The organism is Xanthomonas hydrangeae (assembly GCF_032697525.1).
GTDB classification, from domain to species: domain Bacteria; phylum Pseudomonadota; class Gammaproteobacteria; order Xanthomonadales; family Xanthomonadaceae; genus Xanthomonas; species Xanthomonas hydrangeae.
In genome coordinates, this window is record NZ_CP103836.1 from 4093230 (window position 1) to 4111052 (window position 17823).

The window sequence follows — 17823 nt, forward strand, 5'->3', positions numbered from 1 at the left end:
AAAAACGCCGGCGCACAGCCGGCGTTTTTTATTGCACGCGGTGACATCTGCAACGCAGTGTTTTTCGACGTGGGCCGCAAAGAACGCGGCTCTTTCACCGTTGCGGGTCGAAGGTGGTTGACGGTGCGGCGGCGTTGCGTCGCCGCAGAATCGAAGAGGAACAACTGATGACGATCGTGCATCGTCCTTCCCGTCGCGGCCATTGGGCGCTGGCGACATTGGGAGGCGTGATTGGAGTGCTCGGCGCTGTGCTGCTTGCAGGCGGCGTGTGGTTGGCCGCGCTGGGCGGCTCCTGGTACTACGCGCCTGCGGGCGCGGCCATGCTGGTTGCCGGCGTGCTGCTGTTTCGCGGTCGCAATGCGGGCGCGTGGTGGTTTGCTGCAGTGGTCGTGGCGTCGTTGTTGTTGACATGGTGGGAGTCGGGCAGCGATTACTGGCGTTGGGTGCCGCGTGCGGGCCTGATCGTCGGCCTGGCATTCGTGCTGGCGCTGTTGCTGCCCAAGTTGGAGCGCCCGGTGTCGCGCGCGTTGTCGCGCAGCGTGGCCGGCGTACTGGCGGCGGTGTTTGTGGTGGCCTTCGCGCTGGCGTTCGTGCCGTTTGGGGTGACCGAGGCCGATGGCGCGTTGGCGCATGCGGCCGGCGTTGCCGCGAGCCTGGTTAATCGCACCGTTCCAGCGTCGCTTGCGTCCTCTGGCGCACAGCCGGCAAATGCGCCTGCCGATGACGACTGGGCCGCGTATGGACGCAGCCAGGCCGGGCTGCGTTATTCGCCGCTGCAGCAGATCAATCGCGATAACGTTGCGCAGTTGAAGCAGGCCTGGCTCTTCCACACCGGCGATCTGCCAAGCAAGCGCTGGGGCGCGGAAACCACGCCGTTGAAAGTGGGCGACAGCCTGTATGTGTGCACTGCGCGCAATCAGGTGATCGCGCTGGATGCATCCAGTGGTAGAGAGCGTTGGCGCTACGATCCCAAGGTCAAGGACGAGGCGATTCCGTATACGGCCGCCTGCCGTGGTGTGTCGTATTACCAGGTGCCGGCGGCAGCCAACGATGCAGCGGTGGCTGCAGATGCATCTCCGCTATGCCGCACGCGCATTATCGAAGGCACGCTGGATGGTCGCCTGATCGCGCTGGATGCACGCAGCGGCACCCCATGCGCGGACTTCGGCAACAACGGCCAGGTCGATATCACCCTGGGGATGGGCGAGACCCCGCCGGGCTATGTGTCGATCAATTCGCCACCGGCGATCGTGCGCGGGGTGGTGGTCACCGGGCATCAGGTGCTGGACGGGCAGAAGCGTTACGAGCCGTCCGGTGTGATCGAAGGTTTCGACGCGGTGACCGGCAAGCTGCGCTGGGCCTGGGACATGACCCATCCGGACTGGAACGGCGCACCGCCGCCGGGCCAGAGCTGGACGCGGGGCACGCCAAACATGTGGACCACGGCCGCAGCCGACGAACAGCTGGGCTATGTGTATCTGCCGATGGGCAATTCCACCGCCGATTACTGGAGCAGTTCGCGTACGCCGCAGGAGAATCGCTATGCGACCTCGCTGGTGGCGCTGGATGTCACCACCGGCAAGCCGGTGTGGAATTTCCAGACCACGCATATCGATGCCTGGGATTACGATCTGGGTTCGCAGCCGAGCCTGATCGATTTCCCCAAGGACGGGGTCAACGTGCCGGCGGTGTTGCTGCCGAGCAAGCAGGGCGAGTTGTACGTGCTGGATCGGCGTACCGGCAAGCCGCTGGTGGGCGTGGAAGAACGTGCAGTGCCCGGTGGCGGTGTGGAGCCGCAGATGCGCGCCAGGACGCAGCCGTTCTCGCTGTATCACACGCTACGCAAGCCGGATCTGACCGAGCGCGACATGTGGGGGATGACGCCGATCGATCAGCTGGTGTGCCGCATCCAGTTCCGCAAGGCCAGCTACAAGGGCATCTACACGCCGCCGGAAGCCGACCGCCATTCGATCGAATATCCCGGCTACAACGGCGGTTCGGATTGGGGCAGCGTGGCGGTGGATCCGCGGCGCGGGGTGATCGTGGCCAACTACAACGACATGCCCAACTACAACCTGTTGGTGCCGCGCGCCAAGGCCGACAAACTGGGCTGGGCACCGCGCGACGAAGTGCGTGGCGATGCGGGCGGTGCGGAAGGTGCGGGCGATCCGCAGGCCGGCACGCCATATGCGATCAACGTCAATGCCGGCTGGCGTTTGCCGTTCACCAAGTTGCTGTGCAAGGAGCCTCCTTATGGCGGCATCCGCGCGATCGATCTGGCCAGCGGCAAGACACTATGGGATCGCCCGTTCGGCAGTGCGCGCGGCAATGGGCCGTTCGGTATCCGCTCGGGGTTGCCGATCGAGATCGGCACGCCGAACAACGGCGGCTCGGTAGTGACGGCAAGCGGATTGATCTTCATTGCCGCAGCCACCGACGACCTGATCCGCGCCATCGATCTGTCTACCGGCAAGGAGCTGTGGCACGCCAAGTTGCCGGCCGGTGGTCAGGCCAACCCGATGGTGTATGCCTACGGCGGCCGCGAGTATCTGGTGATCATGGCCGGCGGCCACCACTTCATGGAAACGCCCGCGGGCGATGCGGTGGTGGCGTATGCGTTGCCGCAGAAAATGCCTTGATTTGAGCCGTTATCGGACCTGCTCGCCAGAGTTCGTTAGCCGTTTTCAAGGCTTGAAACAAAAAAGCGCACCGTAAGTGGTGCGCTTTTTTTATGAGTGTCGCAATGTAGGTTTCAGCCAACGATGCTCATCGATACGCTGTCAGACAGCCAAGCATCTACGTGTTGATCTAACAGAACACCGCGCCCACGCTCTTGCGAATCCCGAATCCCGAATCCCGAATCAAGCCACATTCGCCGCAACTGCTTCTTCCATCACCGCATCCTGCGCGTCCTGCGCCAGCGTGGCCTTGACGATGATCGAGCGGATGGCGTCGGTGGCATCGGACAGCGGCACATCGCTGCTCAGACGCTGAAAGGTATCGCGGCTGTTGTAGCCGGAACCGTCCTTGAGATAGTGGTCGTACATTGACAGCAGGTCCTGGCAGGCCGTGATCAAAGCGGCGACGTTACCGCGCACCAGCGCATGGCCGATCTGGTCGAAGCTGTGCAAGCAGTCCGCCAACCAGTGCAGGTCGTAGCGGGCGGTGTTCGGTTCGGGGGCATTGTGGCCGCGGCTGTAAGCGCTATAGCGACGCAGGCTGCGTGCAACGCGGGCCACATGCGCAAACAAGGTGCCGATTTCATTGGCGATGTCCAGTTGCTGCACCATCACCATCGGAATCACCTGGGCCGTGGTCGCCTGTTGCTCGGCCGCGTTCTGTTCCTGCTGCTCCAGCGACTGTTTGAGCACCGCGTAGCTGCGCTGCAGCGATTCCAGCTCCAGCGTGCTGGCGGCCGCGCGTGCCTTCAATTGCGACAGCGCAGCCTGGTAGCGGGCAAGACTGTCCTGGGTGCTGGCAAGCTGGCCGGACTCGGCACGCAGTTGCCGGCCACGCACGAACGCCAGCCCGGTGGCGATGAGCGCCCAGAGTGCGAAGGCAGGCACCAGGTAGATCAGGATGCCCATGGAGGCTCCTCGAAACGTTGCATACCTTGTCGGCCTGATCCCGGCAGTCTTGAGGGCAATTGTCGAGAATGTGACGGGTTACGGTGGTTTTGCCGTCAAAGCAGGCCGCCAGCGTGCAGGTCCGCGCACCCCTGACGAAAGACACGTTGCGAGCGGTATCCCTGCATGCTCGAATCAACGCACTCGCCAGCCCGGAGTTCCGCATGCGCAGATGGAGTTGCTGGCCGACCAAACTGCGGAACATGCGCGCAGTCGCACTGGTCTGGATATTGCTGTGCGCCACTGCGCAGGCCGCGCCACTCACACCGTCATCGACGTCATCGACGCACGTCCAGGTGGGCTACAGCGAAGCGACGGATCTGTTCAACCTGCTGGATAACCTGTCGGATTGGTTGCCGGGCTTTACGGTGCCCGTCTATCGCAGCTACATGGAAGCCCATGGGGGGCTGGATCAGGCGGACCTTGCCGCGCTTGCCGCCTATGCGGATTTCCGCCGCCGCACCTCGGGGCTGGCAAAAGACGACGATCTGAAGGTGGTCGACCGAGTCTTTGCGCCAGACGTCACCCGTGAGGCGGATCCGTTCTCACGGCATTTCCTGGGGAGCGCAGGCTTTGAGGCGTCAGCCAATGCCGCCATTGCAGAGCAGTCGGCAGATGACCAGAGACTGTTGCGTGCGTATTTTGCGCGGTTCGTTCCGCGTGCCAGCCGTTTGATCGCAGTTGCACCCCGTTTCGAGCAACAGAGGCGCGTGCTGAGAGAGGAGCTGTCCAACCCGGCCGTTTCCCGGTTGGCATCGCAGATGCGTGATTTCTTTGCGGTGCCGGAACCTCCGGTATTCGAGGCGCGATTCGTGTGGTGGCCGGACATGGATACCACCCAGGCCAAAGTGCGTGGACGCACGATGCTGCTCTATTCGCAGCACGATGCGCCCACCGGCACGGCATCGATGGACTGGACGCCGATCCTGTTGCACGAGTTGAGTCATTACTTGTCTGCGGGGCAACCATCCGCGCGTAAACGCATGCTCGCTGCCAACTTCTTGCGGCTGTGTCCGAGTGCGGCCGCCTTGCGTAACCCGCTCAACGCGCTGGAAGAGCCATTGGCGATTTACTGGGGGCAGTATCGATTCGAACATGCGGTGCGTGGACGTGCGTTGCCGATGGCGTCGCAGTGGTATATCCAGGCGGATGCAGATCGTGCAGCGAAGGCGATCGCAGCCGCCTATCCGGCAACTGGAGCAGCGCCGCTGCTCGATGACGGCGCATTGCTGGTGGCTGCTGCATCGTCCTGCAAGCAGACAGAGATGGAAACCAAAGCCGATTAGAGCGGCTAACAAATTAGTGTAGAACGGTTGATCTGCAGCTTGGCTGCGGGGCCCTTGCCCGCCCACCATCGCGGGACACGCTGCAAGTACGTCCTTGTAAGCTCTTACGCGGCATCCATGCCGCGTAAGGTCCCGCGACGGTGGGCGGGCAAGGACCAATCAAGATGGTCGGTGTGCATGTGCGAGCAGTGCACACAGCTTGCCGACAGCGTGCGGTATACGGCGCTGTCGGCGAGCGAACTCAGCCAAGAATCCCCGGCAAATCCAGCCCTTTTTCCTTCGCGCAATCGGTGGCGATGGCATAGCCGGCATCGGCGTGGCGCATCACGCCGGTGGCCGGGTCGTTCCACAGCACGCGTTCGATCCGCTTGTCGGCCGCTTCGCTGCCGTCGCAGACGATCACCATGCCGGCGTGTTGCGAGAAGCCCATGCCGACGCCGCCGCCGTGGTGCAGCGACACCCAGGTGGCGCCGCTGGCGGTGTTGAGCAGGGCGTTGAGCAGCGGCCAGTCGGAGACGGCATCGGAGCCATCGGCCATGGCCTCGGTTTCGCGATTCGGCGAGGCGACGCTGCCCGAATCGAGATGGTCGCGGCCGATCACCACCGGCGCCTTCAACTCGCCGCTGCGCACCATCGCGTTGAAGGCCAGACCCAGCCGGTGCCGGTCGCCCAGACCGACCCAGCAGATGCGCGCAGGCAGGCCCTGAAAGGCGATCTTTTCGGCAGCCATGTCGAGCCAGCGATGCAGATGCGCATCGTCGGGAATGAGTTCCTTGACCTTGGCATCGGTCTTGGCGATGTCATCCGGATCGCCACTGAGCGCGACCCAGCGGAACGGGCCGATGCCGCGACAGAATAGTGGCCGGATGTAGGCGGGCACGAAGCCGGGGAAGTCGAACGCGTTGTCGACGCCTTCTTCCAGTGCCATCTGGCGCAGGTTGTTGCCGTAATCCACGGTGGGCACGCCCAGCGCGTGGAAGGTGAGCATGGCGCGGATGTGGCTGGCCATCGACTCGCGCGCGGCGGCTTCCACTTCCTTGGGTGCGCTCACGCGCTTTGCGTCCCATTCTTCCACGCTCCAGCCCTGCGGCAGGTAGCCGTTGACTGGGTCGTGCGCGGAGGTCTGGTCGGTCAACAGGTCCGGCTTGATCCCGCGTAGTAGCAACTCGTCCAGTACGTCGGCGACATTGCCGAGCAGGCCGACCGACAGCGGCTTCTTCGCCGTGCACGATTCCTCGATCAGGCGCAGCGCTTCGTCCAGCGAGTCGGTCCAGGTGTCCAGATAACCGGTGCGCAGGCGCATGTCGATGCTGGAACGGCGGCATTCCACCGCCAGGCACGAGGCGCCGGCCATCACCGCGGCCAGCGGCTGCGCGCCACCCATGCCACCGAGGCCGCCGGTGAACAACCACTTGCCGGCCAGGTTGCCGGCGTAATGCTGGCGGCCCATCTCCACGAAGGTTTCGTAGGTGCCTTGTACGATGCCTTGCGCGCCGATGTAGATCCAACTGCCGGCGGTCATCTGGCCGTACATCGCCAGACCTTTTTTATCGAGTTCGTTGAAGTGGTCCCAGTTGGCCCAGCGCGGCACCAGGTTGGAGTTGGCGATCAGCACGCGTGGCGCATCGGCGTGCGTGCGGAACACGCCGACCGGCTTGCCCGATTGCACCAGCAAGGTCTGGTCGTCGTCCAGGCGGGTGAGTGCGGCGACGATCGCATCGAAGGATTCCCAATCGCGCGCTGCGCGGCCGATGCCGCCATACACCACCAGTTCCTGCGGGCGCTCGGCCACGTCCGGGTCCAGATTGTTCATCAGCATGCGCAGCGGCGCTTCGGTGAGCCAGCTCTTGGCGGTGAGCGTGGTGCCGGTGGCGGCGCGGATGACGCGGGTTGCATCGTGACGGGTCATGCCGGGTTCCTTGCAATCAACGGTGCGCCGCAGGCGGCGCGGTGTCGGAGGAGGGGTGTGTTGCGTTGGCGAAGTGCAGGCAGGTCAGCAGCACGTGCCGCAGCACGGCGCGTAATGCCACTGCGTGCGCTGGATGCCACGGCGTGGGCCAGGTGTCTGGCGTGATGTCGTCGGGCTCGCGCATGTAACCGCGGCAGGCCAGCTCCATCTGCAGCGTATGCACGCCGCGCTCGGGCTGCGCGTAATGGCGGGTGATCCAGCCGCCCTTGAAACGCCCATTGCGCACGGTGCTGGAGCCACTGCTGCGGCACAGCCGTTCCACCGCATCGGTCAGGTCTGGATCGCAACTGCGGTCGTCATTGCTGCCGATGTTGAACTGCGGCAACTCGCCGTCGAACAGATGCGGGATATGCGAGCGGATCGAATGCGCGTCATAGACCACGATCTTTGGGTGTTGCGCGCGCAGTCGCACAATCTCGGTGTCGAGCGCAGCGTGATAAGGATCGAACCAGCGCGTGCGGCGTAGCTCGATCTGCGCCTGATCAGGTGCGTCACCGTCTGCGTACAACGGCTGATTGTCGAAAGTGGTCAGCGGGCACAGACCGGTGGTGTTCTGGCCTGGATACAACGATGCGCCGCTCGGGTCGCGATTGACGTCGATCACCGAGCGCGAGATCGCGGTACGCACGGTGGTGGCACCGAGCGATTGCGCGAAGTCGTACAGCTGATGCACCCACCAATCGGCATCGCGGCGCGCCAGCCACGGCGACACGAATCGATCGGCCACCTCGTCGGGGAGCTCGGTACCGGTATGCGGGAAGCTGAGGATCAGTGGAGCGTCGCCGCGGTGAACTTCGAGCCAGGGCAGGGCGCTCATCGTTGCGCGCCTTGCATCAGTGCAACCGCCCAGACGTCTTGATGGCGCGATCGTGTCTTGTCGGTCTGCCGATTCATGCGTCCTGCTCCACGCCCGGCAATGCCATCGCCACCGCACGCGCCAGTGCGCCCGAGCGTACCAACGCGCTGGCAGCCAGCATGTCGGGATGGAAATAGCGGTCGTCCTGCAGCATGGGTACGTGCGCGCGCAGCAGTGCGCGTGCGGCTTCCAGTGCGGCGCTTGAGCGTAGTGGAGCATGGAAGTCGCAGCCCTGCACCGCAGCCAGCAACTCGATGCCGATCACGTGCGTGGCGTTTTCGGCCATCGCCAACAAGCGACGTGCGCCGTGCGCAGCCATCGACACATGATCTTCCTGGTTGGCCGAGGTCGGAATCGAATCGACACTGGCCGGATACGCGCGTTGCTTGTTCTCCGACACCAAGGCCGCAGCAGTGACCTGCGGAATCATGAAGCCCGAATTCAAGCCAGGGCGCGGGGTGAGAAATGCCGGCAGGCCGGACAACGCCGGGTCGACCAGCATCGCGGTACGGCGTTCGCTGATCGAGCCGATTTCGCACACCGCCATTGCCAGCATGTCGGCGGCAAATGCGACCGGCTCGGCGTGGAAGTTGCCGCCCGACAAGGCCTCGCCGGTATCGCTGAAGACCAACGGGTTGTCGGAGACGCCATTGGCCTCGATCTCCAGCGTGCGCGCGGCCTGACGCATAATGTCCAGCGCCGCGCCCATCACCTGCGGCTGGCAGCGCAGGCAGTACGGATCCTGCACGCGCACATCGCCGAGCCGATGCGATTCGCGGATGCTCGAATCGGCCATCAAGGCGCGCAGCGCTGCAGCGGTGGCAATCTGCCCAGGCTGCCCGCGCAGGGCATGGATGCGCGCGTCGAACGGCGTATCCGAGCCCTTGGCCGCTTCCACCGACAAGGCGCCTGTGACCAGCGCGGCCTGCAGCACGATTTCGATCTCGAACAAACCGGCCAATGCGCAGGCGGTGGAAAACTGGGTGCCGTTGAGCAGCGCCAGGCCTTCTTTCGCGCCCAGCACGCGCGGCTGCAACTGCGCCTGTGCGAGCGCTTCGGCGGCAGGTAAGCGTTGCTCGCCGACGAAGGCCTCGCCTACGCCGATCATCACTGCGGCCAGATGCGACAGCGGCGCCAGATCGCCGGAGGCGCCGACCGAGCCCTGGCACGGCACCACCGGCGTGATGCCCAGACGCAGCATCGCGTCCAGCAGCGCCAGCGTCTGCGGCTGCACGCCGGAGGCGCCTTGGGCCAGGCTGGTGAGCTTGAGCGCCATCATCAGCCGCACGACCGGGACGGGTGTGGGCTCGCCGACACCGGCCGCGTGAGACAGCACGATATTGCGTTGCAGGGTCTGCAGGTCCTCGCGCTCGATGCGCACGCTGGCCAGTTTGCCGAAGCCGGTGTTGACGCCGTAGACCGGCTCGCCGCGCGCAACGATGGCCTCCACCGTCTGCGCGCTGCGCAGTACGGCGGCCGCGCAGGCGTCGTCCAACATGACCTCGGCGCCGCGATACAACGCACGCCATTGCGCCAGGGTGACCTGGCCGGGCTGCAAGACAACAGAACTCATGACGACTCCGGATTCAGCAGGAATGCCCGCGCCAGACGCGGGCATGAAGTGGGTTGAAGCCCATGCGGTAGACCAGATCGGCCGGCGCGTCGATGTTCCAGATCGCAAGGTCGCAGTGCATGCCGGCGCGCAGCCGGCCAAGCCGCTCGCTGCGTCCGAGCGCACGTGCAGCCTCGCGGGTAAAACCGGCGATGCATTCGTCCACGGTCATGCGGAACAAGGTGGCGGCCATATTCATCGCCAGCAGCGGGCTGGTCAGCGGCGAGGTGCCTGGATTGCAATCGGTGGCCAGGGCCAGCGGCACGCCGGCGGCGCGCAATGCGGCGATCGGCGGCAGCTGGGTGTCGCGGGTGAAATAGAACGCGCCCGGCAACAGCACCGCCACCGTGCCGGCGCTGGCCATCGCGGCAACGCCGTCGCTGTCCAAGTATTCGATGTGATCGGCCGACAGCGCGCCATAGCGTGCGGCCAGTGCTGCGCCGTGCTGGTTGCTCAGTTGTTCGGCATGAATCTTGATGCTCAAGCGGTGCGCTTGCGCGGCGACGAACACCTGTTCGGCCTGCGCGTGCGAAAAAGCCAGGTGCTCGCAAAACACGTCCACCGCCTCGGCAAGACCTTGTGCGGCAATCGCTGGAATCATCTGCGTGCAGACGGCGTCGATATAGGTCTGTGCATCGCCGCCCGGTGGCACCGCATGCGCACCGAGGAAGGTCGGCACCACCTCGACCTTGCGCAGCGCGGCGAGCTGGCGCGCCACGCGCAGCTGCTTGGTTTCGTCCTCCAGCGTGAGCCCGTAGCCGGATTTGATTTCCAGCGTGGTCACGCCTTCGGCAAGCATGGCGTCCAGGCGCGGCAGGCTGGCGGCCAGCAGCGCTGCGTCGTCGGTCGCGCGGGTTGCGCGCACGGTGGCCACGATGCCGCCGCCGGCCGCGGCGATCTGCGCATAGCTGGCGCCGCGCAGTCGCTGTTCGAATTCGTTGGCGCGGTTGCCGGCGTAGACCAGATGGGTATGGCAATCGATCAGGCCGGGGCCGATCCAGCGGCGCTGGCAATCGTGCGCGGTGTCCGGCTCCAGCGCCGGGGCCTGCGCGGCCGGGCCGGCATAGGTGATGCGGCCGTCCTGGCAGGCAACCACGCCATCGTCCACGATGCCCAGGCCGCCATCGGCGGCGTCCAGTGTCATCAGTTGCGCGTTGTGCCAGAGGACGTCGCAATGCATGGCGCAGGCTCGTGGTGTCTGATATGTATATACAATAGAACCGGCAATCGAGGGTGTCCAGTGGCAGACCAACAGGTGCAGGCGATGTGGGCAGCCCGGGCGCTTTTGCCCGATGGCTGGGCGAGCAGTGTGCGGATCGTGCTGGCACAGGGACGCATCGCCTCGGTGCAGACCGATGCTGCGGTGGCCGCCACCGATACCCGTGTCGAGGTGCTGCTACCCGGGTTGGGCAATCTGCACAGCCACGCGTTCCAGCGCGGCATGGCCGGCCTGACCGAGGTGGGCGGGCGTAGCGGCGACAGTTTCTGGAGCTGGCGCGAGTTGATGTATCGCTTCGTCGACCGGCTCGATCCGGACAGCCTGCAGGCGATCGCCGAACAGGCCTATGTGGAAATGCTCGAAAGCGGCTTCACCCGCGTCGGCGAATTCCATTACCTGCACCACAGCCCCGGTGGCGCGGCATATGCGCAGGCCGGCGAAATGTCCGGGCGCATCGCCGCTGCCGCCGCCAACACCGGCATCGGGCTGACCTTGCTACCGGTGTTCTATGCGCATTCGGATTTCGGTGGCGTCGCGCCGAGTACAGCGCAGCGTCGCTTGATCCACGACATCGACGGTTTCGCACGCTTGCTGGACGACTGCACGCGCAGCCTCAAGGCCTTGCCCGATGCGGTGCTCGGGTTGGCGCCGCACAGCCTGCGCGCGGTCACGCCAGAACAACTGGCTGCGCTGGTGCCGCTCACCACTGGCCCGATCCACATCCATATCGCCGAGCAGCAGCGCGAGGTCGATGCGTGTCTGGCCTGGTCGGGCAGGCGCCCGGTGCAGTGGCTGCAGGCTAACGCGTCGGTGGATGCGCGCTGGTGTCTGGTGCACGCCACGCATGTGGATGCGAGCGAACTGCAGGCGATCGTCGACAGCGGCGCAGTGGTCGGGCTCTGCCCGATCACCGAGGCGAATCTGGGCGACGGGCTGTTCCCGATGCAGGCATTTGCCGCTGCGGGCGGGCGTTTCGGGGTGGGTTCGGATTCGAATGTCTTGATCGATGCGGCCGAAGAACTGCGCCTGCTCGAATACGGCCAGCGCCTGCACCTGCAGGCGCGCAATGTGCTGGCGCAAGGCGGCGTTTCCAGTGGGCGGTGGTTGTTCGATCAGGCCAGCGATGGCGCGGTGCAGGCCTTGGGTATTGCACGCGGTGGAATCCGTGTCGGCGCATCGGCCGATCTGCTCGAGCTGGATCTCACCCATCCGGCGCTGCTGGCGCGCAGCGACGATGCCTTGCTCGACAGTTGGCTGTTCGCCGCACGCGGCAGTGCCGTGCGTACGGTCTGGCGCGCCGGGCAACCGGTGGTGCGCGACGGGCAGCATGTGGATCGCGCGCGCATCGCCACGCGTTTTGCCGGCGTTTTGCGATCGCTGCTGAGCAACTGAGCGGATGCGCGCACAATGCGGGTCTGACCGGAGATCTGCTTTGACCGCCCACCCCATCGCCGCGCCCGGCACCCTGCATCAACGCATCCGTCAGGATCTGGAACAACGCATCCATAGCGGCGACTGGCCGCCCGGTCATCGCGTGCCGCCCGAACACGAGTTGATGACGCAGTACGGCTGCTCGCGCATGACGGTCAACAAGGTGCTCGGGCTGCTCGCCGACGCCGGCATGATCGAACGTCGCCGCCGCACCGGCTCGTTCGTGGCGCGGCCGCATCCGCATCTGGAACAGGTGGCGCTGTCGATCCCGGATATCGAAGTGGAGATGACCACGCGCGGCCATGCCTATCGGTTTTCGTTGCTGTCGCGGCGACTGCGCAACCTGCGTCAGCGCCTGCCGCAGGAACGCGCCCTGGGCAGCACCGGCAAGGTCCTGGCGCTGGAAAGCGTGCACCTTGCCGATGGCAGCCCGTTCGCGCTAGAGCAACGCGTGATCGATACCACCACGGTGCCGGAGGCATTATTGCAATCGTTCACCGACGTGGCACCAGGCAGTTGGCTGTTGCGCAACGTGCCATGGACGCGCGCCGAACACCGCATCAGCGCGGTCAATGCCGACGCCGCGCAGGCGCAACGCCTGCAGGTGGACGATGGCGCCGCATGTCTGGTGATCGATCGCCACACCTGGCGCGGCGATCAGCCGGTGACCTACGTGCGTCAGTGGTTTCTCGGCGGCTCGTACGATCTGGTGGCGCGATTTGCGCCGGGAATGCGCTGAGGTTCGCAGCGACTGGCCAACGCGCCAATCACCCACTCAAAGCGTCGTGCATTGACGCCAACGCACCGGCTCGTCCACGCCTGCGCGCGGGTTGAGTTGCACGCGCACGGTGCGCAGGTACGGGTAGCGTTCCAGTTCGCGGCAGATCAGCGGCCAGGCGGCGGCGTCTTCGACCGTGCGGTCCACCGCCAACGTTGCCTGGGTGATCCAGATCCCGCGGAGTAGACCGGGTGTCTGTGCGAGCGTTTTGGAAACCTCGCGTTGATAGCCCTGCATGGTCGCTGCATCCGGTTCTTTCCCGCTTGCGAATGCCGTGGCTGCCGGGGCCGATGCAGTTGTGGGCGCTGCCTGCGACGTATCAGTAGCAGTAGCCGGGGCAGCGGAAGGCGCAGCACGCACGGGTGCGGTAACCGGTGGGGTAGGTGTAATTGCAGTCTGCGTCAGCGCCGCTTCCGGCAGCGCCGGCTGCAGTGCCAGCACAGCGACCAGCGCCAAGGTTGCCAACGCCACACCGGCGATGGTGCTGTGGCGGATCGCGCGGCGCCTTGCCATGCCGACCACACCGGTTTCCATGTCGCCGGGCAGGTAGGGTTTGAGCAGTGGCCACAGGCGCGTGCCGTCCAGCACTTCGATGGATTGCTTGTCGGCGGCCGCGATGCCTTCGCGCTCCATGCGGCCCTCGGTCACCATCACGCCGCCGCCGGCACCGGCCAGCCGCGCCATCGCGCCCAACTCGTTGATCGCCGCCACGCCGATGCGATAACCGCGCCCGTGCTTGCAGGCAACCAGACGGGTGCCGTGGTCGGTCTGCATCATGAAATCGGCGGTGGGTAGGCCATCCTGCGGCAGCCGGGTCGGTTGCCAACCGCGTTGGTCCTGCAGCACGCGCAGCACCAGGGCGGAAAAATCACGCCAATGCATCGCTGCCAGGGCGCGCACGCCCTCGGTGGTTTCGTCGGCGCGACGTCGCACCAGCCAGACATAAGCGCACACCGCCAGCCACAGCAAGAGGGCGGCCAACAGCGCCAAAATCCAGAAAGGCATCAGTATCAAACGAAGTTATGTCGCGTATAACGAAATGGTGCGTCTAGAAGAATCCCTCGCGCCAGATTCGTCAATGGATCGCGCGCGGCGAACTCACGAGCCGTGATCCAGACAGCGAAAGACCCGCCAGTCCGAAGCCGTGAGGGGAGGGGAGCAAACGGACTTCGTGTTACAGGACTGGCGGGTCCTTCTCGATTGTGTGGAAAATCATGCTGCTTTGCAACATTCGCCGGGTGCCAGGCTTATTCGCCGTCGAACGCAGCGGTGTTTCCGGTCGAGGTGCTGCCTGGCGTAGTTGATCCAGTACCGGCCGTATCGCTAGTGGCAGCCTGCGCCGCTTGATTGGCGGTACGGTTGGCGCGCTTGGTGGCGGCGGTATTGGCGCGCACCTGGGCCTTCAACGATTCCACTTCTCGACGCAGGTTTTCCAGCTCGTCCTGTTCGGGGATGTTGAGGGTGCGCAGCACGCCCTTGACGCGTTCGTCGAAGGCCTTGCCCAGCCGGTCCCAGCCACGCACGGCGGTGTCGCGTGCCTGTTCGAACTGGGTCTCCACCTCTTCGCGGAGTTCGTCGACGCTTTCGCTGGCCTTCTGCTGACCCGTGCGCTCATAGGCCGCGCCCTCGCGAACCAGGGAATCGAACAATTTGCCGCCCTCGGTCTGGACGCGACCCAGCGCGCCGAGCCCGGCCAACCACACCGTCTGTGCCGATTCGCCAAGCCGGCGCGAAATCTGCTCTGCCTGCGCCTGGAACCCATGGGCCGCGTTGTTGCGGTTGCCGTTCTGATCGTATCCGGTCGTCATGCGATGCTCCTGTAGGTTGCTAAAGCGACGTTGCTTTCACCCTAGTGCCGACGCTGCATCGGGCAGGTGAAGCATTGCCTGCTGGCGTCTATCTAGGTCATGTGTGCGCGAGACGCGTTTTCAAGCATCCGCGCATCCAGCGCGATGCGGGTGACCTTGCGCTGAAGGGCCGGCACCTCCAGCGCGGCCTGCTCAAGTTCGCAGGCCCCAGGCCTGGCCCGCTTGGGGCAAGGACCGTCAGACCGGCCTGCTCAGGCGAGTTTTTCGTTCAGCAACCGACGGATTTCCGATTCCACCATCGGCTGCACCGCCGACAACAGAAAGCCAAGCTCGGCGGTGACATGCACCTGCTGCGGCAGCAAGGCGATCGCCCCGTCCACACCGGCACGCGCGATGCGCAAGGTGTCGCCTTCCCAGTGCGAAGCGATGCCGTAGCGATCGGTCAGTTTGCGCGCCGCCTCGTCGATCGCTGCGCGGGCCTGGGCCGGCGTCAAGGAATGGTCGTGGCGGATATCGATGCTGGACATGGCGTGGAGAGGTGAGACGAAAGGAGCGCGCATTGTGCGCATGCGCGGGCCAGGCTCCAAGTGCGGATGCTGGCGGCGGACAGGAACGACGCGCAAACACCGCGCCTGTTGGGCGGACGCCGGTCACGTTGTTGGCCGCTGCATGGGGCAGACCTGCTAGGCTACGGCGGGTGCGCGATCTGCAAGTTCATTTCACTCACCGGCAGCAGCCGGATCATTCTCTCAAACCCGGCGTCCACCGGATCGTACGTCATGCCTCCGGCAGCGTGCGGGTGGTGGACGATGCGCAGGGCGCGTTGCTGTTGGCGCAGTTCTGCCTGGACCAGCGCGGCCTGTGGTTGCAGGTGGCCAACGGAATCCGCGGCATCCATGTCAACGGACGCCCGGTACGCCGCATGGCACTGCTGCGCCCCGGCGATGCGATCTACGCCGACGGCGTGGAGATGCTGCTGCGCAGTGCGCCATCGAGCGCACCTGCCAACGACGTGTCAGAGGACGACGCCGGCCTGAGCGAGGTCTGTCTGTTGTTGCGCGGGTTGGGTGGCCGTCATCACGGGCGCAGCTTCACGCTGGATCGCTCACGGCTGGTCGGCAGTGACCCGGCGGCGGATATCGTCATCGACGACCCGGCCTTTGCGGCCCAGCATGCGCGGCTGGAACGCCACGGCGACCGCGTGCTGATCCGCGATCTGGGTTCGGAAGAAGGCAGCTGGATCAACGGCGTGCAAGTGCGCGATGGCTGGTTGCAGGCCGGCGACCAGGTCGTCTTCGATGCCCGCCACCGGTTTGTCGTCGAGGTGCCGCGCACCCATCACGGCACCACCTGGGACATCCCCGACACCGAGCCGTTGCCGCCGCCGCGCGCCACCACCGAACCGACGCGTGCGCCGGTCAAGGTCGCGCGCTGGCCGTGGCTGCTGCTCAGCGCGGTGTTGCTGGCGGCGGCGCTGAGCGCCTTGCTGTGGTTCGGCGCGCGCTGAGTTTTTTCCAGACCCGCCAGCCCAGCAATACCGCAAGAATCCCGGCATACAGCGCCGGTTCGCGGATATCGGATTTCACCAGCCACCAGAAATGCAGCACCGCCAGCAGCCCGATCGGATAGATCAGCATGTGCAGGCGGCCCCAGTTGCGCTTGAGCCGCCGCATCCAGCCCTGGGTGGAAGTGATCGCCAGCGGCACCAGCAGCAGCCAGGCCGTGAAGCCGACGGTGATATAGGGCCGTTTGATGATCTCTTCGAAGATCTGCGTCCAGAAGCCGCGCAGATCCAGGCTCAGGTAGGCCGCCAGATGCACGCTGGCGTAGAAGAATGCGTACAGCCCGAGCATGCGGCGGAAGCGGATCAGTACCGCCTGGCCGGTGAGCTGGCGCAGTGGCGTCACTGCCAAGGTGATCAACAGGAAACGCAGCGCCCACAGCCCGCTGCGGTGCTCGATCTCGGCGACCGGATCGGCGCCCAGCGCATCGCTGCCGGTTTGCCACACCTGCCAGAACTGCCAGCCGAGCAATGCGATCGGCGTCAGCGCGGCCGCATGCAGCAGCGTCTTGGCAGCGATCAGGGAGGTGGATGTCTTGGCCATGCGATCTCGAAGAGGGGAGCGTGCTGCGTGGGTGCCATGCATGCATCGTAGGAGCGCACCCGGGCGCGACCGGCATTGCCAGGAAAGCCCGTCGCGCCCAGGTGCGCTCCTACGACAGGCCGATCTCAAGCTGAACTTTGTTGCCCTAGAACCACTTCTTCAGATCCATCCCCGCGTACAACGAAGCGACCTGATCCGCATAGCCGTTGAATGGCTTGGTCGCGATGCGCTCGGCGAACAGCTTGCTGGCGGTTCCAGCGATACGCCGCTCGGTCTTCTGGCTCCAGCGCGGATGGTCCACCGCCGGATTGACGTTGGAAAAGAACCCGTATTCGGACGGCTGCAGGTCATGCCAGGCGGTCTCGGGCATCTTCTCGACGAAGCGGATCTCCACGATCGATTTGATGCTCTTGAAGCCGTACTTCCATGGCACCACCAGCCGCAACGGCGCGCCGTTCTGCTGCGGCAGCGGCTTGCCGTACAGGCCGGTGGCCAGCAAGGTCAGCGGATGCATCGCTTCGTCGATGCGCAGGCCTTCGCGATACGGCCAGTTGATCGAGCGGTAGCGCACGCCGGGCATCTGCTGCGGGTCGGCCAGCGTGGTGAACGCCACGTACTTGGCCTTGGAGGTCGGCGCAAAGCGCTTGAGCACCTCGCCCAGCGGCACGCCGGTCCACGGAATCACCATCGACCAGCCTTCCACGCAGCGCAGCCGGTAGACGCGTTCTTCGGCAGGGATGCCCTTGAGCAATTCGTCCAGTGACAGGCTGCCGGGCTTTTCGCACTCGCCGCTGACCTTCACCGACCACGGCGACAGCTTCAAGGTCTTGGCGGCCTTCGACGGGTCGGTCTTGTCGGTGCCGAATTCGTAGAAGTTGTTGTAGCTGGTGACGTCTTCCAGCCGGGTCAGTTCCTCGGCGGTACGGAAGCCGCTGCGCGCCTGCGCCGGGGTCACCACGGTCTTGGGCGGAGGTGGCGGGTCGGCCTCTGCGCACCCGGCCACGCCCAGCGCCGGGGTCAGCGCGAACAGCTGCAGCAGCCGGCGCCGGTCGCGGTAGACGGCCTCATCGGTGATCTCGCTGGACGGCGTCTTCAAGACATCGCGAAGGGACATGGCTCGCTCCTGACAGTGG

Annotated in this window: 15 protein-coding genes; 5 read left to right on the forward strand and 10 right to left on the reverse strand. The window is 65.3% G+C overall.

Annotation, left to right across the window (positions count from 1 at the left end; genetic code table 11):
- Window positions 1–167: 167 nt before the first annotated feature.
- A complete protein-coding gene (locus tag NYR97_RS17515) occupies window positions 168–2639 on the forward strand; it encodes a membrane-bound PQQ-dependent dehydrogenase, glucose/quinate/shikimate family (RefSeq protein WP_316694988.1) in 2472 nt (823 codons plus the stop codon).
- A 222-nt stretch (window positions 2640–2861) separates the two neighbouring features.
- Here the strand turns inward: NYR97_RS17515 and NYR97_RS17520 are convergent, their stop codons facing one another.
- On the reverse strand, window positions 2862–3587 hold the full coding sequence (locus NYR97_RS17520; RefSeq protein WP_205391805.1) for a hypothetical protein: 726 nt from the start codon (window positions 3585–3587) through the stop codon (window positions 2862–2864).
- A 113-nt stretch (window positions 3588–3700) separates the two neighbouring features.
- Between NYR97_RS17520 and NYR97_RS17525 the strand changes: the two genes are divergently transcribed.
- Window positions 3701–4912: a hypothetical protein gene (locus tag NYR97_RS17525; RefSeq protein WP_316694989.1), complete on the forward strand. Its 1212-nt coding sequence runs from the start codon at window positions 3701–3703 to the stop codon at window positions 4910–4912.
- A gap of 241 nt (window positions 4913–5153) precedes the next feature.
- Here the strand turns inward: NYR97_RS17525 and hutU are convergent, their stop codons facing one another.
- From hutU to hutI, 4 genes are all read right to left on the reverse strand, one after another.
- The gene (gene hutU, locus NYR97_RS17530) at window positions 5154–6821 is read right to left on the reverse strand and encodes a urocanate hydratase (RefSeq protein WP_316694990.1); all 1668 of its coding nucleotides are present in this window, start codon (window positions 6819–6821) and stop codon (window positions 5154–5156) included.
- A 16-nt stretch (window positions 6822–6837) separates the two neighbouring features.
- A complete protein-coding gene (gene hutG, locus NYR97_RS17535) occupies window positions 6838–7698 on the reverse strand; it encodes an N-formylglutamate deformylase (protein ID WP_316694991.1) in 861 nt (286 codons plus the stop codon).
- Window positions 7699–7771: 73 nt separating this feature from the next.
- Entirely contained in the window at window positions 7772–9310 is a 1539-nt protein-coding gene (gene hutH, locus NYR97_RS17540; RefSeq protein ID WP_425613003.1) for a histidine ammonia-lyase, read from the reverse strand.
- Between the two features lie 13 nt (window positions 9311–9323).
- Window positions 9324–10529, reverse strand: coding sequence for an imidazolonepropionase (gene hutI, locus NYR97_RS17545; RefSeq protein WP_316694993.1), 1206 nt, complete (start codon window positions 10527–10529; stop codon window positions 9324–9326).
- Between the two features lie 60 nt (window positions 10530–10589).
- Here hutI and NYR97_RS17550 point away from each other — a divergent pair, with 60 nt between their 5' ends.
- Both NYR97_RS17550 and hutC read left to right on the forward strand, forming a co-directional pair.
- Complete coding sequence (locus tag NYR97_RS17550; RefSeq protein ID WP_316694995.1) at window positions 10590–11960, forward strand: formimidoylglutamate deiminase; 1371 nt, start codon at window positions 10590–10592, stop codon at window positions 11958–11960.
- A gap of 4 nt (window positions 11961–11964) precedes the next feature.
- Window positions 11965–12738 (forward strand): histidine utilization transcriptional repressor HutC, encoded by a 774-nt coding sequence (gene hutC, locus NYR97_RS17555; RefSeq protein WP_316694996.1) that lies wholly within the window; start codon window positions 11965–11967, stop codon window positions 12736–12738.
- A 36-nt stretch (window positions 12739–12774) separates the two neighbouring features.
- Here hutC and NYR97_RS17560 read toward each other — a convergent pair whose 3' ends face one another.
- The 3 genes from NYR97_RS17560 to NYR97_RS17570 all read right to left on the reverse strand — a co-directional run bounded on the left by NYR97_RS17560 (window position 12775) and on the right by NYR97_RS17570 (window position 15112).
- Window positions 12775–13782 carry a restriction endonuclease gene (locus tag NYR97_RS17560; RefSeq protein ID WP_316694997.1) on the reverse strand — a complete coding sequence of 336 codons (1008 nt, stop codon included), beginning with the start codon at window positions 13780–13782 and terminating at the stop codon, window positions 12775–12777.
- A 242-nt stretch (window positions 13783–14024) separates the two neighbouring features.
- Window positions 14025–14585, reverse strand: a complete 561-nt coding sequence (locus NYR97_RS17565; RefSeq protein ID WP_316694998.1) for a phasin family protein — start codon at window positions 14583–14585, stop codon at window positions 14025–14027.
- Between the two features lie 251 nt (window positions 14586–14836).
- On the reverse strand, window positions 14837–15112 hold the full coding sequence (locus NYR97_RS17570; RefSeq protein ID WP_205391796.1) for a polyhydroxyalkanoic acid system family protein: 276 nt from the start codon (window positions 15110–15112) through the stop codon (window positions 14837–14839).
- A 170-nt stretch (window positions 15113–15282) separates the two neighbouring features.
- Here NYR97_RS17570 and NYR97_RS17575 point away from each other — a divergent pair, with 170 nt between their 5' ends.
- Window positions 15283–16092: an FHA domain-containing protein gene (locus NYR97_RS17575; protein WP_316695000.1), complete on the forward strand. Its 810-nt coding sequence runs from the start codon at window positions 15283–15285 to the stop codon at window positions 16090–16092.
- Here the strand turns inward: NYR97_RS17575 and msrQ are convergent.
- Both msrQ and msrP read right to left on the reverse strand, forming a co-directional pair.
- Window positions 16034–16690 (reverse strand): protein-methionine-sulfoxide reductase heme-binding subunit MsrQ, encoded by a 657-nt coding sequence (gene msrQ / locus NYR97_RS17580; protein WP_316695002.1) that lies wholly within the window; start codon window positions 16688–16690, stop codon window positions 16034–16036. The two genes, NYR97_RS17575 and msrQ, sit on opposite strands and share 59 nt — an antisense overlap.
- Before the next feature lie 145 nt (window positions 16691–16835).
- Window positions 16836–17804 carry a protein-methionine-sulfoxide reductase catalytic subunit MsrP gene (gene msrP, locus NYR97_RS17585; RefSeq protein ID WP_316695004.1) on the reverse strand — a complete coding sequence of 323 codons (969 nt, stop codon included), beginning with the start codon at window positions 17802–17804 and terminating at the stop codon, window positions 16836–16838.
- Window positions 17805–17823: the final 19 nt, after the last annotated feature.